A 26,261-nucleotide genomic window follows, 5' to 3' on the forward strand; every position below is an offset into this window, starting at 1 on the left:
TCACTGCGCGAGCCCCTCCCGGCGGAGGTGGCGCCAGTAGCCGTCCACCGCCTGAAGGACGACATGGTCGTGGCCCCAGCGCAGCGCCGGGTACGCCACCCGGGCGGCCACCCGCATCGACGGCTTGCGCATCTCCAACCGCCACCCGATGCGTACACACGACCCGCCGTCGGCTGGGCGGATCCGCAGCCGCGCCGGGCCCCGCAGGTCACCGCGGACTGAGGCGTCGATCCGTTCGGCCCGACGACAGTCAACGAGTCGGATCCCCACCCGCATGGGGTAGGGCACGGGCGGGACGATGACCCCGCGCAGAACCGTCCCCCGGCGGAGTCCCGAACCCTCCACCTCGACGTTGCGCAGCCATCGGAACCACTGCTCGTAGCGATCAAGCCGCTGGATGTCGCCCCACAGTTCCTCAGGGGGAAGCGGGAACACGAAGCAGCCGATGTATCCCATCTCGTAGGGTCGGCGGGCCTCGCCGAGGTCCATGCGCGCCTCCCGCTCGCCTGACCGTACGCGGTCGTGACGTGAACGAGGCCCGGGCACCAGGCCCGGGCCTCGTTTGACGCACGACAGGTGGTTACTCGACCTCGTGCTCGTCTTCGACCTCACCGCGCCACGCGCCGGTCTCTTGACCGCCGCGCTCCTCGATGAACTCCTTGAAGCGCTCGAGGTCGCCCTGCACGCGACGGTCGGTCATGTTGACCGCGTCGGCGACCTTCTCGCGCCAGTCCTCGGGCTCGAACACCAGCTCGAGGCTCACGCGGGTGCGTTGGCCGTCGAGCGGCTCGAAGGTCACGGTGCCGGCCTGGGTGACCTCACCCTCAGCACGCCACGCAATGCGCTCGTTCGGCCGCTGCTCGGTGATCTTCGCGGTCCACTCGCGTTCCGCGCCGGCGATGTTGCCCTTCCAGTGCAGCGTCACGTCATCGACCTGCCGGACCTCCTCGACGTTGTTCATGAACTGCGGGAAGTCTTCGAACTGCGTCCACTGGTTGTACGCGGTCGTGCGGTCGACGTTGACCTCGATGCTCTTTCGGATCGTCGTCGGCATATGTTCACTCCTTGGCTCGTCGTGGGTCTTGCGGCGTCGGTCTTGCGGCGTGCCTCACTAACAGAGTGGGGGATGGGACGTCGCGTCTCCACCTCCACCCCCCGACGGACGTGGGGGAAACGAACGGCCGTCCGACGAACGGGAAAGTGGGCGTCAGCCGCGCAGATCGTCGATGATCAGCGCCAGACCGATCCCCAACATCCACAGGTCCTTGGCGACACCGATCCCCTCCTGGGTCGGGCGGACGCTGTCCTCCTCGGTCATCCCGGGAGCGTTGAGGTACAGGCGCAGTGTGGCGATGGAGAAGGCCGTCAGTCCCAGGCCGGCCAGCCACGATGGGACAACGGGAGCGAGCAGCGCCACGCCCAGTGCCGTCTCGCTCGCCGACAGCGCCCTGGTGAACCGTTCCGGCTCGATCTGCTCGACCGCGGGGACCGCGGCCGTCGCCATGCTGTGGAACATCTCCGCCTGTTGCCGGGGTGCCTGCCGCTTCCCGAGCCCGGAGTTCAGGAAGAACACGCCGGTCGTCACCCGTAGCGGCACATGCGACAGCTTCACGCTCACCTCGCCTCGTCGGTGGCTGCCAACGTACGAGGCGGAGCCCCGAAGACCCTCGCCCAACCTGGCCCACCGGCGACGTCCGTCAGCGTCGCAGCGATGACGGTGAGCGACGGCCGGGTCCTGGACGAGGGTCGGGACGGCGAGCGCTGTCGCCGCGGTCCGCGTTACCCCATGCGGTCGGCGTTACCCCATGTTGACGACGGCCCAAGCCGGGCTGGCCATCAGCGTGGCGAGGACGGTCACGAGCGTGGTTGTGACGATGCGACGCATTTGGTCTCCTTGCGCTATGCGACGTTGCACCGCGCAAGATGACGCAGACCTATCTCGCTGCTATCTCACCGTGGGAGCCTGCCGCCCTCGACCACCATCTCACGTTCAGCCAACGCGGCTGCCGCGGGTATGGATCCGGTGACCCGCAGCTCGCAGGGCCTTGAGGTCCCGGTAGACGGTGGGGACGCTGACGTGGAGGAGACTCGCAAGATCCTCGACGGTCGGGGCGGCGCCCTGCGCCCACGCCTCGTCGACGACCTGAACGAGGCGGCGACGACGGTCGTCGGCGGCGAGGCCGTGATCGTCGGCGAGGTGGAAGATCACGGGGACGCGCTCGTCGTCGCGCAGCGGCCGGCCCGTCGGAGCTGCAGCGGCGGCGAGCCGGACACGGATCTCCGGGGGGCGGCCCGACTCCCAGTCCTCGACGATCGAACGGTGCTCGGCGACCCGCTCGATCGCGGCGTCGCGCTCGTTCTCAGGGAGATCCGCGAGCGCGTCGAGGAGTGCAGCGCGGGCACGGGCCAGTGACTCTTCGGCGTCCGCTGGCCGGCCGGCAGCCGACAACGCCCTGCGGTGGACGTCGTGGATCAGCCAGGGCCGAGGCACGCCCGGCCGTAGCTCCGCGACCGCATCCGTGGTCGCCGCCACAGCGTCGTGGACCCGTCCGATGCCCAGCAGTGCGAGCCCCCGTTGTGCCCGCACGGTGACGGCCAGGTCGGCGAAGCCGTGGTCGAGGCACGCGGAGGCGGCTTCGTTCAGGGACGTCAACGCCCGTCCGTGGTCGCCGGCGGACAGCTCAACGGTCGCAGCGCCAAGCGACAGCTGTGCGAGGATCCAGGCGTCACCCGCACTGGTCGCGAGCGCGACGGCGTCGACGAGCCGCTGCCGCGCGGCGTCCAGCCGCCCCCGCTGCCGCTCGATGTCGCCGAGGATCCCCAGGCAGAAGGCCTGCAGGCGCACGTCGCCGAGGTCACGGAAGTAGGCGAGGGCCGACTGGGCATCCCGTTCGGCGACGTCGACATCCCCCAACACGGTCTCGCGCAGCCAAGCGGCGTTCATCCGGACCATCGCCGTGCCCCGTCCGTGCCCGATGTCGCGGAAGATCGCCGCCGCGGCGCCGTACTGGTCGAGCGCTCCCTGCGGTCGGCCGGTCGACGCCAGGAGGTTCGCCAGGTTCAGGCGGTCGCGGCCCTCCGCCTCCCGGAAGCCGATCCGGACGTCCAGTTCGACGGCAGCGCGGTAGCGCGCCTCCGCGCTGGCGCTGTCGCCGGTCTCCATGGCCACGGCAGCCAGCGCCCCCAGCGACAGCGCCCGTCCCCGCATGTCGCCGAGTTCGTCGAAGGTCTGCAGGGCGCGCGTGAGGGCGGCGGCGGCTGGTGGGTAGCGGCGCAGCTCGTGCAGGGCGGCGCCAAGCGCGCGGTTGGCCTCGGCCACAGCAGCGGGATCCCCCCCGAGTGAGACCGCCTCTTCCAAGCAGGCGGCGGCGTCGGGGACCCGACCGGCCCAGCGCAGGACCGTTCCCAGCGTCATCAGGGAGGCGTGCCGGCTGCCCTCGTCGAGGGCGAGGGCGGCACGGGCCTCTTGCTCGGCGAGGTCGAACCGGTCGGTGTGGGCGTAGAGCATCGCGCGGCGGCGGTGGACATCGGCCTGGCGTGCCGGGTCGCTCCCGGCCAGGACGGCGAGTTCGGCCAGGAGCCGATCCTGCTGCTGGCGGTCACCGAGCAGCTCGACGACCGTCTCGTGGGCCGCCAGTACGCGGTAGCGCTCGTCGACGGTGACCGGCACCCGGTCGAGGAGCGCGGTGGCCTGCGCGTAGTGGCGGGCCGCCGTCTCGAAGGCCGAGAGCGACTCGGCCCGTTCGGCCGCCGCGACCAGGTGCCGCAGGGCGGTGGGCAGCAGGTCACCGGCGAGCGCATGGTGAGCGAGGGCTTCGACGTCGCCCGGGCGGGTCTCGGCCAGCGTGGTCGCCAGACGCCGATGCAGGTCGATCTTGTCCGCGTCGTCGATCGTGCGTACGACAACCCGCCCGATCTGGTCGTGGGCGAAGCGGTACCCGTCGCCGCGCTCGGTCAGCAGGCCTCGTCGCAACAGCTCGTCCAACGCACCGAGGGCGCGGTCGACCGGGACGTCGGCCGACCGCCGGAGCGTCTCGAGGTCGACCGGCCCACCGTGCACGGCGGCGGTCGCCAGGACGGCGCGTGCGTCGCTGCCCAGGGTCGTCAACCGCGTGGCGATGACGTCCGCGATGGTCCGCGGCAGCGGCAGGGCGCCATGCACGGCGGCCTCCAGGGTCCCCTGCTCGACGAGCGCTTCGAGCGTCTCGAGGACGAACAGCGGGTTCCCGCCGGTCTCGGAGTGGAGCCGTGTCGAGAAGCGCGGCGGCAGGTCGCCACGACCGTGCAGGTTCCGCAGCAGCTCCGCGGTCCCGAACGCGGTGAGCGGCTCCAGCACCAGCCGGTCGGGTCTGCCGTGACGGTCGACCGCCCGGATGGCGTCCCACACGGCGGCCCGCTGCCGCGCGTCCTGACCGCGGTAGGTCAGCACGACCACCAGCGGGGCGCCGCCGAGTCGGGCGGTCACCGTCTCGAGCGACGCCAGCGTCGCCTCGTCCGCCCAGTGCAGGTCCTCGATGACCAGCACGGTCGGCACGAGACGGGCCAGCTCAACAAGCATCCGGGCGAACGCTTCGCGGACACGATGCGGTGTCTGTGCAGCAGCCAGACCGGGCAGCTGCGGCGCAACCCGTCGCAGTCGGGGAACGACCTGGGCGACGTCAGCGATCCACACCGGGTCGACACGGGAGGCCAGCTGCTCGACGCGCAGCGGCGAGAGCGCCCCGTCGATGGCCTCCGCCAGGGGTTCGTACGGGCAACCGTGCTCCCGGCAGGGACCCCACAGCACCGAGAAGCCGCGCCACTCGGCGTCGTCACCGAACTCCGCCACCAATCGGGATTTGCCGATGCCGGGTTCCCCCTCGATCAGGACCGTCGACCCCCGACCGCTGAGGGCATGCTCCAGTCGATCCAACAGCACGCCCCGCTCGGGGTCGCGGCCGACCAGCGGGACGTCCGCCCGCACGGTCGTCGGCGCCACGTCGTCGGGCAGGCGCGACCCGCCACTGACCCGGCGCTGGCGAGCGATCTTGTCGTACAGCTCCCTGGTGGCGGCTGCCGGCTCCTGGCCGAGCTCCTCGGCGAGCACACAGCGACAGCGTTCGTACTGGCGGAGGGCTTCGCTGGTCCGCCCCAGCAGGACGCACAGCCGCATGACCTCCCGGTGGGCTTCCTCGCGGAGGGGATCGTGGTGGGTGACCCGCCGGGCGTAGGCCAACGCCTGCTGGTAATCCCCACCCCCTTTGCGCAGCCGTACCAGCTGTTGCAGTGCGTCGAGGTAGCGCTGCTGGAGGCGGTCCTGCTCGCGCACGACCCAGTCGTCGTAGAACCCGGACAGGAAATCACCACGGTACAGATCCACGGCGAGCTCGAGCGCTGCCAGCCGCTCTGCTTGCGATAGCGGGTGGGTGCGGTCCTCGTCGAGCCCGGCGAGACAAGTCTCGAACTCCTCGACGTCGAGCCAGTACGGCGCGGCGTCGTTGAACGCCAACGCGTCCGTGGTGGCCTCGACGTACGGCTTGTCCCCCGACAGTTCCGACAGGGAGTCCTGCACCTGCCACAGGGTCTGCGAGAGCCGGCGCCGTGCGCGGGCTTCGGGCAGATCAGGCCAGAACTGGGCGGCTAGCTCCTCCCGCGGGTGAGCCCGGCAGCGGTGGACCAGGAGGTACGCCAGCAGTGACCGACCAGCACGCGACGGGATCGGCGGCAGTGGTTCGCCGCCGGCCTCGACGTCGAACCCTCCCAGGAGCGAGACCCAGAGCGTCTCCACGAGCGAAATGCTAACGCCATTTCGCAACTCCTCGTCGCGTCGTGGTGTCCTGTGCCGCCACTGCGATGTGCGACGGATCGCTGTCCGCTTGTCACGCCGGCTCTTGCCGGACTGTGACGCGGTAGGTGCCCGTCGCCGCGGGGCCGTGGCGGCGCACGCGGACGTAGTACACACCGGCGGCCAGGTCGAACGTGATCCGCGACTGGCGTTCAGGGCCGATGTCGTCGATCGGGACCCGTGTCAGCTGGCTGTTGGGACCGAACAGGGTGGCGATGACCTCGGTCGGGCCGTCGATCGCGATCGTGTACGTGCCTGGCTCGGTCGCTGCGAAGCTGTACAGGTGGGCGACATCGACACCGTCGATGCTGTGGTCCGTCCCCGGTCCGTTGACTGCCATGGCGGTCAACGGCTGCGGTGAAGGTCGGCCACGGACGGCCACGCTGTAGCGGCCGCGGTTGGGCCCGGGGTCGCCGTGGCGGATCCGGACCAGGTAGTTCCCGGCCGTGAGCCTGACTTCCATCCTCCGATCGGCATCACGATCGGCACCGTTGCTGTCAACGGCCAGCGTGGAGGCGTCGTCGGGTCCGTACAGCGCCAGTGCGGCATCCGCGACGCCCTCGGCCTCGATGACGTAGATGCCCGCTGCGGCGGCGACGAACTGGTAGTGGTCCTGCTCGCCATCCGTCCCGATCGCTGTGCAGATGGGCGGCGCGCCGACCACCAGGGTCACGGTGCCGGGCGGGAGGTCGGTGTCGTAGCGGTAGCCCAGCGCCCGATGGTGGAGCAGGTCGCGAGGCCGCTTCGTCAGGCTCCCGACGGTCAAGGTGTCGTCGAGCCGGTGTCCCACGGGCCCGTGACCCGGTTCCAAGTACGGCGCGTGGTCGGGATGGCGCTCCTGCCACACCGCCCACAACCGGTCCACGTTGCAGGCGTGCAACCAGAACGCCGGGTCGTTGGGGGCGGTTGCGGACGCCATCGTCCGACCGACCCAGGCGTGCACGCTGCTGTGGAGGACCTCGTCGAGGACAGCGGCGAAGCGGTCGAAGGGAGTGCAACCCAGCACGGCGTCCAGCTGGGCCGCGGTGGGTAGCGGCGGCGTGGGTCCGAGCCGGCGCCGCAGCGCCGGACCCGGATCGACGGGCGGGGACGTCTCAACCAACCGCCAGGCTCCCGCGGCGAAGGCGAACGGGCCGGTGGTCACCACCTCTTCGGACCCGTCGCCGCCACCACCCAAGAAGTCGGTGCTCCACAGCGACGACCCGCCGGATCGATCCACGGTCCAATCCCAGTAGGGCAGGGTCACCGTGGGGTCGACGGCCTGCAGGTCGAGTTCGAACTGGTGCAGGAACTCCCGATTCCAGGCCAAGAAGGCCGGTCCCATGCGTGCCGGTCCGCCCGACGCGAAAACCCGTCGGCGCTCGGCCACGTAGCGGTCGTACGCCCCGTTCGCCTTGAGCTGCAGGAGCGCTCCGACGAACGCGCGACGCTGCTCAGGCGTCAGACGCCTGTGATCCTTCCTCTCACCCATACGGCTCCTACGACAGCTGGCGACTATGTGCGACCGCCCGAACTGGCGAGTCATCGCGCCGGTTCACGGCGCCGGTTCACGGCGCCGGTTCATGCGTCGCGTCACGAGGGTGGCCGCAGGGTGTCTCGAACCTGTCTCATCGCGATGCCGCGACAGCCCAACGACCCTCTCAGCGAGTTCCAGATGTCCGTTGACACGCCACCGTGCGTGTCGCGTCTGGCCGGCCCGTCAGGCGCGCCCGGTCATCGTCGAGCGTGTGTCGAACATCGGCCGAGCCGTGGGCGCATCGCCGCCCCACGATCGGCGCGGCAGGAGGTCGCTGTGGAGGCCGTCAGCCGGCTTCTTCGCGGAGTCGGCGGACCTCCGAAGCCCGGTAGCGGGCGGCAGGAGGTCGCTGTGGAGGCCGTCAGCCGGCTTCTTCGCGGAGTCGGCGGACCTCCGAAGCCCGGTAGCGGCGGTGGCCTCCCAGGGTCCGGATCGGTTGGAGCTTGCCCTGGTTCGCCCACCGCGTGACCGTCCTGGGGTCGACACCGAACACCTTGGCCACCTCGGCAGGCGTGAGCAGCTCGTCGTGGTCGTCGCGGTCGGGGCGCGGCGTTGTGTCATCGTTCGGCACGGTGAGCCCTTCGCTGCGCCGAGACGGTGTGTGCTCCGGTCGACAAGATAGGCGACAGCGGCCTGCGGGGCGCCGCAGGTCAGCGGATGAGGCCCAGTCGGAACCCTCGGGCGACGGCGCCGGTCCGGTCGGAGACGCCGAGCGTGGCCACCAGGTTGGCCACGTGGGTCTTGACCGTCCGCGGCGACAGCACCAGCCGTTCGGCGATCTGCTGGTTGGTCAGCCCATCGGCCAGCAGCCGGAGGACGTCGCGCTCGCGGGCGGTGAGCGACGGTGGTTCGGAACCCGGTGCGTCGCCGCGCCCTGCCTCCACCAGGTGGATCGCCACCTGCGGCGGTATCACGGGTTCGCCCCGGGCGACGGCGGCGACCGCTTGGCACAGCTCTGCCAGCGGTGCCGACGTCACCACGAACCCGTCCGCGCCGGCCGAGACCGCGTCGCGGAGATCGGCTGCGGTGAAGTCGTCGGAGAGGAGCAGAACCGGCACGTCGCCGCGGACGGTCTTGGCGGCTGCCACCGCCTGGAACGCTGCGGGGTCGTCGCCGCCCGACGCCACCACCACGACACGTGGTGATGTGGCACGCACTGCTTCCGCGGTCTGCGACAGGGTCGCTTCCGCAACGACGTGGCCGGCACCGGTCAAGGCGGCACGCACCCCGGCACGGACCACCGGTCGGTCGTCGGCGACCGCGACCAACGCCCGAACTGACGGTGCGTCGCTGAGGTGATCGTCGGGGCACGTCGTTCGCATGGGGACCCTGCCACGGCTCGCGCGGTACCTGTCGCGCAGCGTGCCGTGGCATCGCGCCTGCCGACATCCCCAAGGTGGGCGGTTCTCGCGTGGTCGCGCCACACCGTCCCACTAGTCCACGAGATGGAGACACCCGTCGCTGGGATGTCCCCCCTCGTCGTTGGACGCGGTCAACCAGCGCTCGACGTGGCGGCCGTGGCACGCGAAGATGGTTGTCGATGACCACCAGCCGCGACGCCGACGTGGGCCAGGACGAGGCCTTCGCCGAGGTGCGCGACGTGCTCGTCGAGATCGGGACCGACGCAGAGCTGGCCGGGCTCGAGGCGCGACTGCGGGAGCTCGAGCACGACGTCGAGCGGCTCGCCGTCGACGCGGACAGCCGCGACGCCGCTCGGCGAGGACAACTCGACGTCATGCGCGCCCGCGTCGACGATGCGCTCGAGGCGCTCGAAGCCGCCACCGACGAACATCGCGGATGGTCCGGTCGGATCGAACACCGCCTGACGGAACTGACGTCCGAGATCGAGCGATCCGTCGGGCGGCTCGTCGACGGAGTCCGCGACGAGCTGTCTGGGCCCGTTCACCGGGTCAGCGTGCAGCTGGAGGATCTCGAAGCCCGACTGGACGGTGAGCTCAACGCCGCCGCGGAGGCAGGCCGGTCGCGGATCGCGACGCTCCACGATGGGCTGGAAGCGGCCCGGGCGGAGGCCCGCGACGCGGTCGCCGCAGCCCACCGCGACCTGGGCAGCGGGCTCGAAGCGCTGAGCGGGCGGCTGGCTGACATCGACTCGGCGGTGGAGCGCGACCGCGCCGACCGTGACCGCGCGGAAGTGGCGTGGCGTGAGCGCCTCGACGGCCTGATGAGCCGCATCGAGCAGGTCGACGCCCGCGCGGTCGCGCAGGTCGCACGTCACCTCACCGAGCTCGGGAACCTGCACCGGCACGTGGAGGAGCTCACCGGACGCGTCGAGGTGCTCGGTCGGCGCGTCGCCGACGCGGTGGACCGCATCGCCGGCGAGCTCGCGACGCGGGTGGGATCGGTGGTGGCGGAGCTGGAGGCGGTCCGCGAGGCACGCATCCGCCACGAGGAGCGACTCGCCGCGGTGGAGCACGCCGCCCGGCGGCTGCCCGAGGTGGAGTCCCGGCTCGAGGGCATCCACCGATCCACGCCCGTCGCGATCGATGAGCTGCGGGCCGTCCGCGGAGAGGTCGCCGACCTCAAGCGCCGCCTGGAAGCGGCCGAGGCACACAACCGCGAGCTGCACGACCGTGTGGAGGAGGCCGAGATGGTGGCTTCCACCGCCGGTCGTGCCGTCGCCGACGCCGTGCGGCGCGCCCGGGATCACGAGCCTGGTGGCAACAGCGGGCTGTCACCACCGGACAGCGTCACGGGATCTCGATCCGTTTGACGGTCACCGAGAAGGATCCCCTCGGGGCCTGCACCGAGACGGTCTCACCGACCCCGCTGCCCAGCACGGCCCGACCGATCGGCGACACGATCGACAGCACGTCGAGCTCGGCGTGGCGCTCCTCGCGGCTGCCGGCCACCAGGTAGGTCTCCTCATCGCCGTCGACGTCGAGCGTGACGATCACGCCGGGCACGACCGCGTCAGCCGCAGGCCGCTGGCCGGGGTCACGAACGTGCGCTTCTCGCAGCAGCGCCTGCAGCTGTCGGACCCGTGCCTCGATGCGGCCCTGTTCCTCCTTGGCCGTCTGGTACTCGGCGTTCTCGCGGATGTCGCCGTGGGCGCGGGCCTCCTCGATCGTCTGGGCGATGCGGGTCCGACCGGTCGTCTTGAGCTCCTCGAGCTCAGCCGCGAGACGCGCGTACGCCTCCTGGCTCAGCGACGTGTGGGACACCGCGAACTCCTCGAGAGGTGAGCGGCGAGGGTAGCCAGTCATCACGGTCCGGGGCGCGCCACGTGCGCCACCCTGGCCAGTTGCGGTAGGTGTCTGGCCGTGGCCCACCGTCCCTCGTCACTGCGCACGCCCGGTTTCCTCGGCGGGGTGGTCGGCACTGCGTTCACCGTCGCGGTCGGGTTCGGGCTGATCGTCCCGGCGCTCCCCGCGTTCGCCCGGGAGCTCGGGGCGTCCGTCGGCGCAACCAGCGCGGTGATCTCGACGTTCGCAGCGGTGCGCCTGGTGGCCGTTGGCCCCGCCGGTGCGGTCGTCGATCGCGTCGGCGCCCGCATCACCGTCGCGACCGGCCTGGTCCTGGTCGCGGCGTCGTCAGCTGCGACCGCACTCGCCGACCGGTACATGGAGCTGGTGTTCCTGCGCGGCGCCGGAGGGCTGGGCTCGGCGCTGTTCATCACCGGCCTCGGCCAGTACCTGGTCGTGGCGATCCCCGCTGGCCAGCGGGGCCGCGCCAACGGGCTGCTGCACGGCGCATTCCTCCTCGGCGGCGCCAGCGGCCCCGCCGTCGGTGGGCTGGTGATCGAGGCCCTGGGGATCCGCGCGCCGTTCCTGATCTACGCCGTGACGCTCCTGATCGCGACGGCGGTCACGCTGAACTACCTGCGGCCGCTCCCCGCGTCGGCGCGCGACCGCGGTGGGCAGGTCATCGAGCTGGAGGACTCGCCACCGCGGCTGGAGGCGACAGGAGCGCACGGCATCGCGCGGGGCGGGTCCGAGGTGGGCGCGCTGGTCCGCGACCGAACGTTCCTGGCGGTCCTGGGCGTCCACGCTGTCGTCAGCTGGGGCAGTCAGGGTGTGCGGTTCGTGGGAGTCCCGCTGTTCGGAGAGGAGGTCCTCGGCGCAACACCGGGACAGGTCGGTCTTGCGCTGGCGACCGCCAGCGTCGCGCACGGGCTGCTGCTGTGGCCCGCCAGCCACGTCACCGACCGGCACGGCCGGCTGCTGCCCGTCCGGGTCGGGACGGCGGTCTTCGCGCTGGCACTGGCCGGTCTCGCGGCGACATCGACGGTGCCGATGCTGTTCGTGTGGATGGCGGTGCAGGGTGTGGCCACCGGGACGACCTCCACGGTCCCCGCCGCGATGGTCGGGGACCTGGCGCCTGCCGGTGCGGAGGGCCGTGCGGTCGGTGCGATGAACGTTGCGCGCGACGTCGGGGCGATCGCAGGGCCGTTGGCCACCGGTGTGGTCGCCGACGTGTTCGGCTTCCCGGCCGCGTTCGGGCTGGCCGCGATCCTCCTGGGCGCCGGCTTCGCCGCGACCTTCGCCATGCGCGAGACGCTGCCACCGTCGCGGTGAGCGACCCGGCGGCCACCGTCAGCGCTACGCTCGGCCGGATGTTCAGTCCCGTCGACCTCGCCTACCGCCTGTACGAGCGGCGTCTGGCCCGTGAGATCGCGGCCGCGCCGCTACCGGGCCACGTGGGGGTCATCCTCGATGGCAACCGCCGCTTCGCCCGTCAACGCGGCATGGACGATCCGACGTTGGGCCACCTCGCCGGGGCGCGGAAGATCGACGAGTTCCTCGACTGGTGCTGGGAGCTCGGCGTGCCCTACGTGACGCTGTGGTTGTTGTCGACCGACAACCTCGAACGTGACGCGGCTGAGGTCAACGGGCTACTCCGCATCATCGAAGAGACCGTCCAGCGCATCGCCCACCACCCCAAGGCCCGTGAGCGACGCCTGAAGGTCTCAGCGCTCGGCGCTCTGGATCTCCTGCCGCACGAGACTCGCCGGGTGCTGAAGGAGGCCGAGGAGGCCACCGTCGACCACGACCGGTGCTTCCTGCAGGTCGCGGTCGGTTACGGCGGACGTCAGGAGATCATCGACGCCCTGCGTAGCTTGCTGTGGGCCAAGGCACAGCAAGGAGCGACCCTGGAAGACGTCGCCGAGACGCTGGAACCCGAGGACATCGGGGATCACCTGTACTCCAACGACTTCCCCGACCCCGACCTGATCATCCGCACGTCGGGGGAGCTGCGCCTGTCGGGCTTCCTGCTGTGGCAGAGCACCCACAGCGAGTTCTACTTCTGCGACCCGTACTGGCCCGATTTTCGCCGCATCGACTTCCTCCGTGCCCTGCGCGAGTACCAGCAGCGCCAGCGTCGCTTCGGCCGCTGACACGGCACTTGCACAGGTTGCACCTCACGGCTCGGGTCGGTGCCAGCCACCGTCACGAGCGATCAGGTCGTCTGCCTGGGATGGTCCCCAGCTGCCCGGCCGATACGAGAACAGCTCACCGGGATGTTGCAGGACCGGCCCGACGATCTTCCAGGCCTCCTCCACCTCGTCGGCGCTGGCGAACAGCGTGTGATCGCCGTCCATGGCGTCGGACACCAGCCGGGCGTAGGCAGCTTCGTGGCGACCTTCCCGGCGCTCGTCGTAGGCGTAGACGAGGTCGACCGAGCGGCTGACCAGAGCGTCGCCGGGCTCTTTGATCTGGACCGACAGCGACACCCGCTCGCCCGGCGCGAGACGAAAGATCAGGTGGTTGGGGTGGGGCGACGGCGCGTCCTCACCCTTGAACAGCGACAGCGGCGGGCGGCGGAACTCCACCAGCACCTCCGTCACCGTCGCCGTCAGGCGCTTCCCGGCGCGGATGTAGAACGGCACGCCGGCCCACCGCCACGAGTCCACACAGGCGCGTAGCGCAACGAACGTCTCGACGTCGGAGGACGGATCCACCCCTTCCTCACGACGGTAGCCGCGGTACTGGCCCCGGATGACGTCATGGGGCTCGAGCCGCCGCATCGAGCGCAGAACCTTCGACTTCTCCTCGTGCAGCGCGCGGGCGCCCGCGTCGACCGGGGGCTCCATCGTGACCAACGTCAGGATCTGCAGCAGGTGGTTTTGCACCACGTCGCGGAGCGCGCCGACCTCCTCGTAGAAGCCACCACGGCCCTCGACCCCGATGTCCTCCGCCATCGTGATCTGCACGCTGTCGATGTAGTGGCCGTTCCACACCGGCTCCAGGAAGGTGTTGGACAGTCGGAACACCAGCAGGTCCAGCGTCTCCGCCTTGCCCAGGAAGTGGTCGATGCGGAACACCGCTTCCTCCGAGAAGGCATCCAGCACGCAGCGGTTGAGGTGCTGGGCGGAGTCCAGATCCCGGCCGAAGGGCTTCTCCACCACCAACCGCCCATCCTGGCTCAAGCCCGCGTCCGACAGTCCTGCGACCACCGTCTCGAACAGCGTCGGGGGCACCGCCAGGTACATCAGCGGCCGGGCGGCGTCGCCGACTGTCTCAGCCAGTGCCCTGTACGTCGCCTCGTCGCGGTAGTCGCCGCGGACGTAGTGCAGCCCACTCGCCAGCTTGGCGAAGACCTCCTCGTCGACATCGACGTCACCGAACCGCTCGATGCCGTCGCGGGCGTGGGCGCGTAACCGCTCGTGGTCCCAGTCGCTGCGCGCGACACCCACCACGGGGATGCCATCGAGACGGCCGGCGGCAACGAGTTCGTACAGTGCCGGAAACAGCTTCCGGCGCGCCAGGTCGCCGGTGACACCGAACAGCACCACAGCCTGGCTGGTCGTCGTCACGACGGGATCTCGTGCCCGCCGAACCGGGCGCGCAGGATCGCGACCGCGCGCATGGCGGGTGATGACTCCTGGCGCGACGCGAACCGTGCGAACAGCGCAGAGGCGATCGCCGGGGCCGGGATCGCCAGCTCGATGGCGTCCTGGACCGCCCAGCGGCCTTCGCCGGGGTCCTCGGCGTCACCCGTGACGCGGTCGAGCTCGGGATCGTCGGACAGCGCGTCAGCAAGCAGCTCCAGCAGCCACGAACGGATCACGCTGCCGTGGCGCCACACCTGGAACGTGGCCGCGAGGTCGATCTCCATGTCGGATGCGCGCAGGATCTCGTACCCCTCGGCGTAGGCCTGCATCATGCCGTACTCGATCCCGTTGTTGACCATCTTGGTGAAGTGGCCCGCACCCGCCGGGCCGACGTGGCTGTAGCCGCCGTCGGCCGCGAGCGCGCGCAGCAGCGGCTGCAGGTCTTGCACGTCGGCGGTGCGACCACCCACCATCAGGCAGTAGCCGTCCTCGAGCCCCCACACGCCACCGCTGACGCCCACGTCGACGAAACCGATCCCGCGTTCGCCCAGCACGTCGCAGTGGGCCAGCGAGTGACGCCAGTTGCTGTTCCCAGCATCGACGACCAGGTCGCCGTCGTCGACCACACCCACCGCCGCGCCTCGCCGTCGAGCGCGGCCACCAGCGCCTCGAGCGAGCCCACCTCGCTGACGTTCGGATCGTGGTCGTAGCCGACCGCCGCGTGGCCGTGGCGGCGGAGACGCTCGGCCATGTTCCCGCCCATGCGGCCCAGCCCGACCATCCCTGCCCTCACGTGAGCGGCTCTTTGAGCGACCGTGGGTGATCACCGCCCGCGGTGGGCGCGCCCGCGCGGCCCCGCCACGCCAGCAGCCGCGACGACCAGGCGAGGATCAGGTCCGCAGATCGATCGTCCGCTGTTCACTGAGCAGCTCCCGGACGCGGCGCACCCCACGTAGGGTCAGCGTACGGACCGTCGACACCCCGCAACCGAGGAGCGCGGCGACCTGGCGGTCGGTCAGTCCCTGACCGAAGCGCAACCGCAACGTGACCCGCTGGCGGGCGGGGAGGCGGCGCAGCAGCTGCTGGACGGTGTCGGTGTTGAACGGCACGGCGAACGGGCTGGTGACATCCATGGCCTCGCGGCGTCGACGCCGGGTGTGCGCCGACGTGGCGAGCGCCATCCAACGCCGCGGCCGGCTCAGCGTCATCCGCCGTTCGGCCAGGGTCTTCGCCGCGCGTCAGTTCATCTTGGCACGGGCGCGCAGTGCCAGGCGCGAGAGCTCATCCGCGTCGACGCTGTCGCCAACCTCCGCCACGAACGCCTCGACCGTCTCGGCCGCCGAGCGGTAACGGCCGAGCTGGACCAGCAGCTGACCCGCGACACGGGCGTCCTCGACACCGGTGTCGGGCAGGAGCCGCTTGAGCTCGACCGTCCACAGGGCGTCCTCGGTGTCGCCCTGCGCCAGGAAGTCCCGGGTGAGGTTGTTGAGCAGACGGCGTACAACCTGCACCGGCGGTGCGGGGCTCAACATCCCGCGGTGTAGGCGGGACATGCCTCCGGTTGCCTGCTGGATACGTTGATCGATCTCGTGCTCGGTCACCACCGCCCCGCCATGGAACGGATCGATCACCACGGCCTCCTCGGCGTCAGGTACCGGGCCGACCCCGACCAGGAAGTGGCCGGGGGTGGCGATCCCGTGGGCTCGGATTCCCACTCGGGAACCGACCGCCATGTAGAGGATCGCCAGCGTGATCGGCAACCCGCGCCGCCGGTCGAGCACACGGGTGAGCAGGGCGTTCTGCGGATCGTGGTACGACTCGTGGTCGCCAACGAAGCCCAGCGTCTCCCCCAGGTAGGTGCCCAGTGCCTTGGCGTCCCGGCGCGGCCCCGAGGGCTCGAACCCCGACGTGCGTAGCCGGTCGGCCAGCGCATCGACCCGCAGCAGCTCGCCGTCCACATCGAGGTCCGGCTCGACCTCCACGCAGCACAGCAGCGCCGCCTCAGCCACATCGCAGTCGCGGTCGCGCACGATCCGCGCCAAGCGGCGTCGGGCGGGCGTGGAGCCAGGCAGGTTCAACACGACCACAGGCTATCCGCGAAGTAGCCTCCAGCCGGCCGCGCCACGCTGGCGCTGACCCGGGCGACCGCCGGCGATGGACAGGAGCTGGGAGTGGCCGACCCGCCGCCGTTGCTGTTGACAGACCATGCGCTCGATGACGGGCAGGTCATCCGGATCGTGCGCATGCACCGCCCCGCCGCGCGGAACGCCATGGACACCGCCATGCTCGAGGCGCTGGTCGACGCGCTCGACCAAGCCGGGACCGACGACCGTGTCCGTGGGATCTTGCTGGCCGGCGACAGCGACGTGTTCAGCGCCGGGGCCGACGTCCACGAGGAGCTGACGGACGGTGGCGCGCGTCGCACGGAGCTGTTCACGCTCTTCTACGAGCTGCTGTCGCTGCACCCCAAGCCCACCGCCGCGGCGGTGCGCGGCCCCGCGGTCGGTGGCGGCGCCGAGGCCGCCGCGGCGTGCGACATCCGCTGCGCCACGCCGTCCGCCCGTTTCCGGTTCCCCGGGGCCCTCTACGGCATCCCGGTCGGGGCGGCCCGCACGCTGGGCCAGGTCGGTCTGGGTGTCGCCAAGGACTGGGTGCTGTCAAGCCGGGACGTCTGTGCTGACGAGGCGGCCGCGGCCGGGTTCGTGCAACGGCTGGTCGCTGACGACCAGGCCGAGGACACAGCGCTGGCCTGGCTCGCCACCGTGGCGTCACGCGACCGTGCAACGGTCGCACGTCTGAAGCAGGTCCTCAACGCCTTCGCGGGCGTCCCCGACCGGGTCGCATGGGAGAACGATGCGCTGCGGTCGCACGTCGAGGAAGGCGGTGTCCCACCAGGGCCGGGTGCGTTCGGCATCTCGGACACCGCGCAGCGGGCGTGACCAGCCGCGGGCTGGTTACAGTCGACCGAGACGGCCGCGAACAGGGAGCGCCGCGATGGTCCCCAGGGAGAGTCCAGACCGCAACCTCGCGCTCGAGCTCGTCCGCGTGACCGAGGCGGCTGCGCTCGCGGCCGCCAGATGGCAGGGACGCGGCGACAAGGAGTCGGGTGACCAGGCGGCGGTGGATGCCATGCGGATGATGCTGTCGACCGTCGACATGGACGGGATCGTGGTGATCGGCGAGGGAGAGAAGGACGAGGCGCCGATGCTGTACAACGGCGAGCGCATCGGGACCGGCCATGCCCCACCGGTCGACATCGCCGTCGACCCCGTCGAGGGGACGACCCTGCTGGCCGAGGGCCGCCCCGGCGCGATCGCGGTGATGGCCATGGCGCCGCGGGGCACCATGTTCGATCCCGGGCCGTGCGTGTACATGGAGAAGCTTGTCGTGGACCGCGAGACGGCCGGCGTGGTCGACCTCGATGCGCCGATCGCTGAGAACCTGCAGGCGATCGCGAAGGCCAAAGGCAAGGAGGTCCGCGACGTCACGGTCGTCATGCTCGACCGCGATCGCCACGCCGACCTGGTGCGCGGTATCCGCGAGGCTGGTGCGCGTCTGCAGCTGATCACCCACGGTGACGTCGCCGCCGCCCTGCGCGCCGTCTGGGAGGAACGCCCCGACGTCGACCTGCTGATCGGGATCGGGGGGACCCCCGAAGGCGTCATCGCCGCCTGCGCCGTCAAGTGCCTCGACGGGCAGATGCTGGGCCGGCTGTGGCCCCGCTCCGACGAGGAGCGCGTGGCCGCACAGGACGAGGGCTACGACCTGGATGCGATCCTCACCGCCGACGACCTGGTCCGCAGCGACGACGTCTTCTTCGTCTGCACCGGGATCACCGGTGGTGGCCTGGTCGAGGGCGTGCACTTCGACCGCCGCGGCGCCGCGACCGAATCGGTGGTGATGCGGTCCAAGAGCGGCACGATCCGCTTCGTCCGCGCCAGCCACCGGCTCGGGAAGCTCCGGGAGTACGCGGCGATCGACTACTGAGCCGACCGGTTCCGGCGGTCCACCATCGCCCGTGTTGACCGAGCCGGCCCGTACCGTCCTGGCCTGGGCCGCCCTCGGCGTCGCGTTCGGCATCGCCGGTGCCGTGGCCGTCGCGGTCGTCCTCGCCACCCGCCCACCCGCGGCGCGGAGCGTCGGCGCCGACCAGGTGCTCCTGATCCTCCCGGTACCGGTCGGGTTCGTCAGTGGCCTGGCCGCCGGCACGGTCGTCGCCGCGGAGCGCGGCGCCACCGCGATCACCGTGGCAGCTGCCGTGACCGCACTGGTTGGTGCGGCCTACCCGCCGCTGGCGCCCGCGCCCGTGACGCTCGGGACGGCGGCCAGCCGGCTCGTCGGCGCGGGCTGGCGGCGTGGCGTCGCCGTCGCCACCGTCGGGATGTCGGCCGGGGTCGGCCTGGTCGGGGTCCCGGCGCAGGCGGTGCTGGGCGCCAGGGGGGGTCCGCCAGCGGTGGCCCTGGTCGGCGGAGCGCTCGTGGGCCTGTTGGGCGCGGCGGTCGCGCTGCCCGGGGAGACGCGCATGACACAGCGCCGGTGACGAAAGGCGGCGGACCATCTCGACCGACCGCGAGGCAGCGTTCACTTTGCGTTCACCTTGGCGTTGGGGCGTGGACACCTGTCCCCCGTACGGTTCGCACGCCTGACGGTGCGCGGACGGAGGACACACGGTGACCACCTGGCGTTGGATGACGGTCGTCACCGCTGTCGCGGTGGTCGCGACCGGGTGTGGCAGCGCCCGGCAACCCGACGCCGGTGCACCGGACGCGACCAGCCCGACCGCGGGGAGCAGGCTGACGGGCAGGATCGAGGTCGACGGTTCCTCGACCGTCTTCCCGGTCACCCAGCTGGCCGCCGAACGTTTCAAGGCGATGCATCCCCAGGTGGACATCGCGGTCGGCTTCTCGGGGACCGGTGGCGGTTTCAAGAAGCTGTGCGCCGGCGACATCCACATCGCCGATGCCTCGCGCCCGATCAAGGACGATGAGCGGGAGGTCTGCGAACGGGGCGGGATCTCCTACATCGAGATGCGGGTCGGACTGGACGGCATCACCAACATCGTCGACGCCGACAACGAGTTCGTCAGCTGCCTGACCACCGATCAGCTCGAGGCCATCTGGGTGCAGGGCTCGTCGGTCACCCGGTGGCGCCAGGTCGCCCCGTCCTTCCCGGACACCGGACTGCAGCTGTTCGGGCCGGGCCCGGACTCGGGGACCTACGACTTCTTCATCGAGGAGATCATCGGCGATCCCGACGAGGGTGCCCGGCCACGCACCGACTACAGCGCCTCCGAGGACGACAACGTCATCGTGCAGGGGGTCGCCGGCACACCGGGGGCGCTGGGCTACGTCGGGTTCGCGTACTACGCCGAGAACCGCGCCCGTCTCAAGGGGCTCGCGGTCGACGCCGGGGACGGCTGCGTCGAGCCGACCGAGGAGACGATCGAGGACGGCCAGTACCACCTGTCCCGTCCGCTGTTCGTCTACGTCGCCGAGCGCGCCTTGGAGATGCCCCACGTGCACGAGTTCCTGCGCTACTACGTGCAGCGCAGCGGCGAGCTGGCCTCCGCGGCCGGGTACGTCCCGCTGTCGGAGCAGGCACAGCAGGACGCGCTCGACACGCTCCAGCAAGCGTCGTCATGACCGGCTGTGGCACGCCGTCATGGCGGCGGGTGCGTCGGCTTGGACCCTGAGCCAGACCATGCCCGTCGACACCAACGTCCTACTGGCCAGGGCCCGCCGCCCGGGGGAGCGGGCCATCGAGGCGCTGCTGCTCGCGGCCGCCGCTCTGACCATCGCGATCACCGCCGGGATCGTGCTGGCACTGCTGAGCGAAACGGTCGAGTTCTTCCGGCTGGTCCCGGTCGGCGAGTTCCTCGCCCCCGGGACCTGGGACGCGCTGTTCTGCGAGTCCGTCGGTCAGGGCTGCTCCTACTCGATCTGGCCGTTGCTGGCTGGGACGCTGTGGGTCACCGCCATCGCCATGGCGGTGGCGGTCCCCACCGGCCTGGCGGCCGCCGTGTACCTGTCGGAGTACGCCGGCCCGCGCGTCCTCGGCGTGGTCAGACCGACGCTCGAGGTGCTGGCCGGGATACCGACCGTGGTGTACGGCTACTTCGCCCTGACCTTCATCACCCCGAACGTCATCGAGCCGCTGTTCGGGCAGGTCGGGACCTTCAACGTCCTGGCGGGCGGACTGGTGGTTGGGATCCTGGTCCTGCCACTGGTCTCGTCGATCTCCCAGGATGCGCTGTCGTCGGTGCCGCTGGCGCTGCGCGCCGGTGGGCTGGCGCTCGGGGCGCGCAAGGCCCGGGTCACCGTCCGGATCGTCGTCCCGGCCGCTCTCTCGGGCATCATCGCCTCGGCGATCCTGGCCGCCTCGCGGGCGATCGGCGAGACCATGGCGGTGACCCTTGCTGCGGGCAAGACCCCCAACCTCAGCGCCAACCCCTTGGAGCCGATGCAGACAATGACCGCCTACATCGTGCAGGTCAGCCTCGGTGAGACGCCGCAGACCGACGTACGCTTCAACACGCTGTTCGCGGTCGGCATGACCCTGTTCGTGATCACCTTCGGGCTCAACATGGTCAGCGCCGCCCTCGTCCGCAGGTTCAAGGAGGAGTACTGATGGCGTCGGTCGAGGCGCTGGTCGGTGGGCGCCGCCGCCGCGGTGTGCAACTCAAGGACGGGGCCTTCGAGGCGTTGCTGATCGTTGCCACACTGGTGGGGATTGCGACGCTGTTCGTCCTCATCGCCGCTGTCCTGCAGCAGGGCCTGCCCTGGCTCGACACCGCCACGGTCTTCAACCAGCCGAGCGCCGACCCTGATCGGGCGGGCGTGTGGGGGCCGTTGGTCGGGTCGCTTTGGATCATGGGGATCACGGCCGGGGTGGCGTTCCCCGTCGGCGTCGGCGCTGCGATCTACCTGACCGAGTACGCGCCCGACACGCGCTTCTGGCGGCTCGTGCGGGTCAACGTCGCGAACCTCGCCGCGGTCCCGTCGATCGTGTACGGCATCCTGGGTCTGGCGTTCTTCGTGCGCCTCGCTGCCCTCGGCCGGTCGGTTGCCGCCGGCGGGCTGACCATGGCGATCCTGGTCCTGCCGATCGTCATCATCGCCAGCCGTGAGGCGATGCTGGCCGTCCCCAGCGAGCTGCGGCACGGGGCGCTCGGCCTGGGCGCGACGCGCTGGCGGACGACCTCCCGCGTGGTGCTCCCCGCGGCGATGCCCGGGATCCTCACCGGCACCATCCTGTCGCTGTCACGTGCGATCGGCGAGACCGCTCCGCTGATCCTCGCAGGGGCCGTCGCGTACGTCACCTCGACCCCCACGTCGCTGTCGAGCTCGTTCACGGTCCTGCCGCTGCAGGTGTTCGACTGGGCATCGCGGCCCCAGCCGGCCTTCCGGAGCGGGCTCGCGGGAGCGGCGATCGTCATCCTGCTCACCGTGTTGCTCACGATGAACGCCGGGGCGATCCTGCTGCGCAACCGACTGCAGGACCGAGGCTGACCGTGGCCCCACAACCGCCTGCAGGTGCCACGACCGGCGACACCAGACCCACGCTCGTTCGAACCGCCTCGGACGTCGCCGACGTCCACGCCGCACCCGCCCGGAACGTCTCGGACCAGGCCATCTTCGAGGTCGAGGGGCTCAACGTGCACTACGGCGACTTCCACGCGGTCCGCGACATCACGATGCAGATCCCCCGTCGGAACGTCACCGCGTTGATCGGGCCGTCGGGATGCGGAAAGTCCACCGTCCTGCGCAGCTTCAACCGGATGAACGACCTGATCCCCGGTGCGCGGGTCACCGGGTCCGTGCGGCTCGGCGGTCAAGACGTCTACGCGCCCAGGGTCGATCCCGTCGCGCTGCGCCGGCTGGTGGGCATGGTCTTCCAGAAGCCCAACCCCTTCCCCAAGTCGGTGTACGACAACGTGGCGTTCGGCCCGCGGGCGGTGGGGATGACCGACGACCTCGACACACGCGTCGAGCGGGCGCTGCGCGACGCGGCTCTGTGGGACGAGGTCAAGGACAAGTTGAACCACATCGGCACGGGACTGTCGGGCGGCCAGCAGCAGCGGCTGTGCATCGCCCGTGCGATCGCGGTGGAGCCACAGGTCATCCTGATGGACGAGCCGTGCTCGTCGCTCGACCCGATCGCGACGCTCAAGATCGAGGACCTGATCCGCGATCTGACGACCGACTACTCGATCGTGATCGTGACCCACAACATGCAGCAGGCCGCCCGGGTCTCGGATCACACGGCGTTCTTCACGATCGCCGAAGGGACGCGCACCGGGGAGTTGGTGGAGTTCTCCACGACCGACAAGCTGTTCACCAACGCCGACGACGAGCGCACCGAGGCCTACATCACCGGCCGTTTCGGCTAGGACCGGGTCACTACCGCTTCGCTACTTGAGTGACCTAGGACCGGGTCACTACCGCTTCGCTACTTGAGTGACCTAGGACCGGGTCACTACCGCTTCGCTACTTGAGTGACCTAGGACCGGGTCACTACCGCTTCGCTACTTGAGTGACCTAGCCGACGTCGCTGGGCGGTCCGACACGCCTGCCTCAGCCGTGTCCGGCGGGGCGTTGCTGGACAGCTCCACGGTCTCGCCGGTCACCGCGAAGATGGTCGCCTCCCCGATGTCGACCGCGTGGTCGCTCCAGCGCTCCAGCTGGCGGGCCACGAGGATCATCCGCGTCGCCCACTCCAGGTAGGACTCGTCGCGTGAGGCGAGGCGCACCAGGCGGTGGAACATCCCGATGTTCAGCCGGTTCACGGCGGCGTCCGCGGCGGGCAGACCATAGGCCGCTTCGAGGTTGCGGTGTGTGAACGCCGCCAGGGCCCGTCGTGCCACGTCGATCGCGATGGTGCGCATCTCACGGAGCTGGTCGACGAGCTCCGGCTCGCCGGGGAACGCGGCGGACAGCTTGCCCATCTTGGCGATGTTGACCGCGTAGTCACCCATGCGCTCGAGGTGGATGTCGATGTGCAGCATCGCCGACAGCAGGCGCAGGTCACTGGCGACCGGCGCCTGCAACGCCATGGTCCGCACCAGCCGCTGCTGGACGTCGGCGTAGACGGCGTCGACGTCGTTGTCCATCCTGATCACGGTGTCTGCCAGCTCGACATCGTGGCGAGACACCGACTCGACGCTGCGGTCGAGCATCTCGATCACGGTCTCGCCCACCGAGAGCAGCTCATCGATGAGCCGGTCCATCTCGGCGTGGAAGTCGTTGCGCACGCCGTCTCCTTGGTCTCGCCCCCATCGTACGCAGAGTCGGTCGGTACGCTGAACGCCATGCCGACGATCCTCTTGGTGGAGGACGAGGCCGCGATCGCCGAAGGGCTCACAGCGTCCCTGGAGGCCGACGGTTTCCGTCCGGTGTGGGTCAGCAGCGGGGACGCAGCGATCAGTGCCTGGGAGCGGGAGCGGCCGGATCTCGTCCTCCTCGACCTGATGCTCCCCGGCACATCGGGCACGGAGGTGTGTCGGCGGCTGCGCGCCCGTAGCAACGTGCCGATCATCATGGTGACCGCCCGCGGCGCTGAGGTCGACCGCGTCGTCGGGCTCGAGCTCGGGGCGGACGACTACGTGACGAAGCCGTTCTCGACGCGTGAGCTGATCGCCCGGATCCGCGCCGTCCTGCGCCGTGACGTCCGCACCAACGCCCCCGGGTCCGATGAGGTGGTCGAGGCCGCCGGCGTGCGGGTCGACCCTGCTCGCCGGGAGGTGACGGTCAGCGGGCGCGTCCTTCAGCTGCCGCCCAAGGAGTTCGACCTCCTCGAGGTGCTCGTGCGCAACGCCGGCCTGGTGCGCACCCGCACGCAACTCGTCGACGAGGTGTGGGGGAACGACTACGTGGGTGACACCCGCACCCTCGACGTGCACATCGCACGCCTGCGGCGCCGGATCGAGCAGGACCCGCACCACCCGACCCGGATCCGGACGGTCCGAGGTGTCGGGTACCGGTTCGCCGACCGTTGATCCGAGGCTCTTGGGGCGCGGCTGCGCCGTTACGCTCGGCGTGTGACGCGGACGGCAGTACTGATCATCCCCGCGGCGACGCTGGTGGCTGCGATCCTCGCCCGCGGACCGACCGCCGCCGCCGTGATCGTCGGCCTCGCGGTCGGTGCGGTGGCCGCCTCGGTGGCGTGGACGCTGCAGCGCCGCCGGCTGACCGCCCTCGCCGACGAGATCAACCGGTGGATGGCGCTCGAGGAGCACCAGCCGGTGCGGGTCCCCACCGGCGCGGTCTGGCAGCCGCTGGCGGTGGCCCTCAACGTCCTCGGCGCGTCCTACGACCGGCGAGGACGCCGACTGCGTCGTGCCCGCCAGCGACGCGTCCAGCTGGTCGACGCGCTCCCGGACCCAGCGCTCCTCGTCGACGAGGACGGGTACGTCCTCAACGCCAACCAGGCAGCACGGCGGCGCTTCGGGATCCCCGAGGCCAGCTCGCTCACCGCCGCGCAGGCGCTGGCGAGCGCGCACGTCGCGCGCGCGGCCGACGAAGCGCGCGACATCGGCGACAGGGTCGACGTCGATATCGAGTTGGGCGGATCCGAGGTGTCCGTCGCGGCCGTCCCGGTCGGGGACGAGGTGCTGCTGCTGCTCTCCGACCGTGGTGAGCGCCGTCGCGTCGAGGCGGTCCGCCGCGACTTCGTCGTCAACGCCAGCCACGAGCTCAAGACACCGGTCGCGGGGATCCAGGCCCTGGCCGACGCGCTGGACGTCACGGTCGGGCGAGATCCGGACCGGGCCGGTGAACTGGTGCGTCGGCTGGGAGACGAGACCGATCGCCTGGCGAAGCTGGTCCACGACCTGCTGGACCTACGGCGCCTCGAAGAGGACAGTGACACGCCCGGGCGCGCCCCGGTGGATCTGGCGGCGCTCGTCCGCCGCGAGGGCGACCGGCTGCGGCCGGTCGCCGGCGAGCGCGACGTCGCGGTCACCATGGACCTACCCGACCGTGCTGTCGTGACCGGCGACGAGGACGACCTGCGCCTGATCGTCGCCAACCTGCTCGACAACGCCGTCGGGTACAACCGGCCCGGCGGCGACGTGCACGTGAGACTGGAACGCAGTGACGGCGCCTGGGCGCTGCACGTGCGCGACAGCGGCATCGGGGTGGCGCGTCACGACCTGGACCGGATCTTCGAGCGGTTCTACCGGGTCGACGTCGCACGGTCGCGGGCGACCGGCGGGACCGGGCTGGGCCTGTCGATCGTCCGCCACGCCGTCGAACGCCACGGCGGCTCGCTGCACGTCGACAGCGTCCTCGGTGAGGGCAGCGAGTTCACCGTCGTCCTCCCCACGTGAAGGGTCGGGCCAGGATCCGGCGACCGGGTAGCCGAGCGGCTGGGCGAGCCGCGTTTGCGTGTGACGCTGCCGGCGCAGGTCGCTGGTCGCGGCTCGCCGGTAGGCTCCGCGGCCGTGGGCGGGCTCGGGCGCGATTCACGGAAGGCGCAACGGGCGCCGGTCATCCTCGACCGGCTCGCTGAGGCCTACCCGGACGCGCGGATCGCGCTGCGGTTCTCCGATCCGTGGCAGCTGCTGGTCGCCACGATCCTGTCGGCGCAATGCACCGACGAGAAGGTGAACGAGGTCACCGCGACGTTCTTCCCGCTGTACCCCGGTCCGGAGGCGGTTGCGGGAGCCGACCTCGACGACCTCGAGGGGCATCTGCGCCCGACCGGGTTCTTCCGCCAGAAGGCGCGCAACATCCGGGCGGCGGCGCGGCAGCTGCTGGACGAACACGGCGGTGACGTGCCCGACACGATGGACGCCCTGACCGACCTGGCCGGGGTGGCCCGCAAGACCGCGAACGTGGTCCTGTCGAACGCGTTCGGGGAGCACGCCGGGATCGCGGTCGACACCCACGTGCGGCGCATCTCCCGGCGGCTGGCCCTGACCCGCCACGACGACCCGGTGCGGATCGAACGCGACCTGGTCGCGCTCTTCCCGCAGGAGCGTTGGCTCGAGGTCTCCGACCTGTTCATCGCGCACGGCCGGCGGACCTGCGAGGCGCGAAGACCCCGCTGCGACGCGTGTGCGGTGGAGGATCTGTGCCCGTCGAGCCAGGTCGCGGGGCGCCGTGACCGCCACAAGGCCAGCTGACCGC

25 protein-coding genes and 1 pseudogene are annotated in these 26,261 nt (G+C 71.0%); 13 read left to right on the forward strand and 13 right to left on the reverse strand.

Annotated features, from left to right (window positions below; genetic code table 11):
* From KY462_00325 to KY462_00355, 7 genes are all read right to left on the reverse strand, one after another.
* Positions 1-489, reverse strand: coding sequence for a hypothetical protein (locus KY462_00325; GenBank protein ID MBW3576191.1), 489 nt, complete (start codon positions 487-489; stop codon positions 1-3).
* Between the two features lie 91 nt (positions 490-580).
* Positions 581-1,054: an SRPBCC family protein gene (locus tag KY462_00330; protein MBW3576192.1), complete on the reverse strand. Its 474-nt coding sequence runs from the start codon at positions 1,052-1,054 to the stop codon at positions 581-583.
* Positions 1,055-1,207: 153 nt separating this feature from the next.
* Positions 1,208-1,612, reverse strand: a complete 405-nt coding sequence (locus tag KY462_00335) for a DoxX family membrane protein (protein ID MBW3576193.1) — start codon at positions 1,610-1,612, stop codon at positions 1,208-1,210.
* Between the two features lie 378 nt (positions 1,613-1,990).
* Positions 1,991-5,767 carry an AAA family ATPase gene (locus KY462_00340; GenBank protein ID MBW3576194.1) on the reverse strand — a complete coding sequence of 1,259 codons (3,777 nt, stop codon included), beginning with the start codon at positions 5,765-5,767 and terminating at the stop codon, positions 1,991-1,993.
* A 91-nt stretch (positions 5,768-5,858) separates the two neighbouring features.
* Entirely contained in the window at positions 5,859-7,295 is a 1,437-nt protein-coding gene (locus tag KY462_00345; protein MBW3576195.1) for a tyrosinase family protein, read from the reverse strand.
* A 406-nt stretch (positions 7,296-7,701) separates the two neighbouring features.
* Positions 7,702-7,911, reverse strand: a complete 210-nt coding sequence (locus KY462_00350) for a BldC family transcriptional regulator (protein ID MBW3576196.1) — start codon at positions 7,909-7,911, stop codon at positions 7,702-7,704.
* Positions 7,912-7,990: 79 nt separating this feature from the next.
* Positions 7,991-8,662, reverse strand: coding sequence for a response regulator transcription factor (locus KY462_00355; protein ID MBW3576197.1), 672 nt, complete (start codon positions 8,660-8,662; stop codon positions 7,991-7,993).
* Positions 8,663-8,880: 218 nt separating this feature from the next.
* Between KY462_00355 and KY462_00360 the strand changes: the two genes are divergently transcribed.
* A complete protein-coding gene (locus KY462_00360) occupies positions 8,881-10,071 on the forward strand; it encodes a hypothetical protein (GenBank protein MBW3576198.1) in 1,191 nt (396 codons plus the stop codon).
* On the opposite strand, the gene KY462_00365 is transcribed toward KY462_00360, so the two are convergent.
* The gene (locus tag KY462_00365; GenBank protein ID MBW3576199.1) at positions 10,049-10,564 is read right to left on the reverse strand and encodes a transcription elongation factor GreA; all 516 of its coding nucleotides are present in this window, start codon (positions 10,562-10,564) and stop codon (positions 10,049-10,051) included. The two genes, KY462_00360 and KY462_00365, sit on opposite strands and share 23 nt — an antisense overlap.
* Positions 10,565-10,621: 57 nt before the next feature.
* Here KY462_00365 and KY462_00370 point away from each other — a divergent pair, with 57 nt between their 5' ends.
* Both KY462_00370 and uppS read left to right on the forward strand, forming a co-directional pair.
* Entirely contained in the window at positions 10,622-11,875 is a 1,254-nt protein-coding gene (locus KY462_00370) for an MFS transporter (protein ID MBW3576200.1), read from the forward strand.
* A 38-nt stretch (positions 11,876-11,913) separates the two neighbouring features.
* Positions 11,914-12,696 (forward strand): di-trans,poly-cis-decaprenylcistransferase, encoded by a 783-nt coding sequence (uppS, locus tag KY462_00375; GenBank protein ID MBW3576201.1) that lies wholly within the window; start codon positions 11,914-11,916, stop codon positions 12,694-12,696.
* Positions 12,697-12,720: 24 nt separating this feature from the next.
* On the opposite strand, the gene zwf is transcribed toward uppS, so the two are convergent.
* The 4 genes and pseudogenes from zwf to KY462_00395 form a co-directional block, all read right to left on the reverse strand.
* Entirely contained in the window at positions 12,721-14,115 is a 1,395-nt protein-coding gene (zwf, locus tag KY462_00380) for a glucose-6-phosphate dehydrogenase (GenBank protein ID MBW3576202.1), read from the reverse strand.
* Positions 14,112-14,926, reverse strand: a pseudogene (locus tag KY462_00385) (NADP-dependent phosphogluconate dehydrogenase). Before KY462_00385 ends, zwf begins: the two are co-directional and overlap by 4 nt.
* 97 nt (positions 14,927-15,023) lie before the next feature.
* A complete protein-coding gene (locus tag KY462_00390) occupies positions 15,024-15,341 on the reverse strand; it encodes a hypothetical protein (protein MBW3576203.1) in 318 nt (105 codons plus the stop codon).
* A 30-nt stretch (positions 15,342-15,371) separates the two neighbouring features.
* Positions 15,372-16,220, reverse strand: a complete 849-nt coding sequence (locus KY462_00395; protein MBW3576204.1) for a transglutaminase-like domain-containing protein — start codon at positions 16,218-16,220, stop codon at positions 15,372-15,374.
* An 84-nt stretch (positions 16,221-16,304) separates the two neighbouring features.
* Between KY462_00395 and KY462_00400 the strand changes: the two genes are divergently transcribed.
* The 7 genes from KY462_00400 to pstB all read left to right on the forward strand — a co-directional run bounded on the left by KY462_00400 (position 16,305) and on the right by pstB (position 22,522).
* Positions 16,305-17,072 carry an enoyl-CoA hydratase/isomerase family protein gene (locus tag KY462_00400; GenBank protein ID MBW3576205.1) on the forward strand — a complete coding sequence of 256 codons (768 nt, stop codon included), beginning with the start codon at positions 16,305-16,307 and terminating at the stop codon, positions 17,070-17,072.
* 55 nt (positions 17,073-17,127) lie between these two features.
* Positions 17,128-18,120, forward strand: coding sequence for a class II fructose-bisphosphatase (gene glpX / locus KY462_00405; protein MBW3576206.1), 993 nt, complete (start codon positions 17,128-17,130; stop codon positions 18,118-18,120).
* 31 nt (positions 18,121-18,151) lie between these two features.
* A complete protein-coding gene (locus tag KY462_00410) occupies positions 18,152-18,673 on the forward strand; it encodes a hypothetical protein (protein ID MBW3576207.1) in 522 nt (173 codons plus the stop codon).
* Positions 18,674-18,803: 130 nt separating this feature from the next.
* Entirely contained in the window at positions 18,804-19,775 is a 972-nt protein-coding gene (locus KY462_00415; GenBank protein MBW3576208.1) for a PstS family phosphate ABC transporter substrate-binding protein, read from the forward strand.
* Between the two features lie 58 nt (positions 19,776-19,833).
* Positions 19,834-20,760: a phosphate ABC transporter permease subunit PstC gene (gene pstC, locus KY462_00420; protein ID MBW3576209.1), complete on the forward strand. Its 927-nt coding sequence runs from the start codon at positions 19,834-19,836 to the stop codon at positions 20,758-20,760.
* Positions 20,760-21,641 carry a phosphate ABC transporter permease PstA gene (gene pstA, locus KY462_00425; protein ID MBW3576210.1) on the forward strand — a complete coding sequence of 294 codons (882 nt, stop codon included), beginning with the start codon at positions 20,760-20,762 and terminating at the stop codon, positions 21,639-21,641. Before pstC ends, pstA begins: the two co-directional genes overlap by 1 nt.
* 2 nt (positions 21,642-21,643) lie before the next feature.
* On the forward strand, positions 21,644-22,522 hold the full coding sequence (gene pstB / locus KY462_00430) for a phosphate ABC transporter ATP-binding protein PstB (protein MBW3576211.1): 879 nt from the start codon (positions 21,644-21,646) through the stop codon (positions 22,520-22,522).
* A gap of 135 nt (positions 22,523-22,657) precedes the next feature.
* Here pstB and phoU read toward each other — a convergent pair whose 3' ends face one another.
* Positions 22,658-23,383 (reverse strand): phosphate signaling complex protein PhoU, encoded by a 726-nt coding sequence (gene phoU / locus KY462_00435; protein MBW3576212.1) that lies wholly within the window; start codon positions 23,381-23,383, stop codon positions 22,658-22,660.
* Between the two features lie 57 nt (positions 23,384-23,440).
* Here phoU and KY462_00440 point away from each other — a divergent pair, with 57 nt between their 5' ends.
* The 3 genes from KY462_00440 to nth all read left to right on the forward strand — a co-directional run bounded on the left by KY462_00440 (position 23,441) and on the right by nth (position 26,257).
* On the forward strand, positions 23,441-24,127 hold the full coding sequence (locus tag KY462_00440; GenBank protein ID MBW3576213.1) for a response regulator transcription factor: 687 nt from the start codon (positions 23,441-23,443) through the stop codon (positions 24,125-24,127).
* 42 nt (positions 24,128-24,169) lie between these two features.
* Positions 24,170-25,459, forward strand: coding sequence for a PAS domain-containing protein (locus tag KY462_00445; GenBank protein MBW3576214.1), 1,290 nt, complete (start codon positions 24,170-24,172; stop codon positions 25,457-25,459).
* A gap of 114 nt (positions 25,460-25,573) precedes the next feature.
* Positions 25,574-26,257 (forward strand): endonuclease III, encoded by a 684-nt coding sequence (gene nth, locus KY462_00450; protein MBW3576215.1) that lies wholly within the window; start codon positions 25,574-25,576, stop codon positions 26,255-26,257.
* Positions 26,258-26,261: the final 4 nt, after the last annotated feature.

This window comes from Actinomycetota bacterium, from assembly GCA_019347675.1.
Taxonomy (GTDB): Bacteria; Actinomycetota; Nitriliruptoria; order Nitriliruptorales; family JAHWKO01; genus JAHWKW01.

Coding starts and splice junctions, on each gene's coding strand:
- pstC (MBW3576209.1), top strand. CDS start 19,834: ATGCCCGTCGACACCAACGTCCTACTGGCCAGGGCCCGCCGCCCGGGG.
- KY462_00355 (MBW3576197.1), bottom strand. CDS start 8,662: ATGCGAACGACGTGCCCCGACGATCACCTCAGCGACGCACCGTCAGTT.
- KY462_00330 (MBW3576192.1), bottom strand. CDS start 1,054: ATGCCGACGACGATCCGAAAGAGCATCGAGGTCAACGTCGACCGCACG.
- glpX (MBW3576206.1), top strand. CDS start 17,128: ATGGTCCCCAGGGAGAGTCCAGACCGCAACCTCGCGCTCGAGCTCGTC.
- KY462_00365 (MBW3576199.1), bottom strand. CDS start 10,564: ATGACTGGCTACCCTCGCCGCTCACCTCTCGAGGAGTTCGCGGTGTCC.
- KY462_00390 (MBW3576203.1), bottom strand. CDS start 15,341: ATGACGCTGAGCCGGCCGCGGCGTTGGATGGCGCTCGCCACGTCGGCG.
- KY462_00440 (MBW3576213.1), top strand. CDS start 23,441: ATGCCGACGATCCTCTTGGTGGAGGACGAGGCCGCGATCGCCGAAGGG.
- uppS (MBW3576201.1), top strand. CDS start 11,914: ATGTTCAGTCCCGTCGACCTCGCCTACCGCCTGTACGAGCGGCGTCTG.
- KY462_00345 (MBW3576195.1), bottom strand. CDS start 7,295: ATGGGTGAGAGGAAGGATCACAGGCGTCTGACGCCTGAGCAGCGTCGC.
- KY462_00325 (MBW3576191.1), bottom strand. CDS start 489: ATGGACCTCGGCGAGGCCCGCCGACCCTACGAGATGGGATACATCGGC.
- KY462_00360 (MBW3576198.1), top strand. CDS start 8,881: ATGACCACCAGCCGCGACGCCGACGTGGGCCAGGACGAGGCCTTCGCC.
- pstA (MBW3576210.1), top strand. CDS start 20,760: ATGGCGTCGGTCGAGGCGCTGGTCGGTGGGCGCCGCCGCCGCGGTGTG.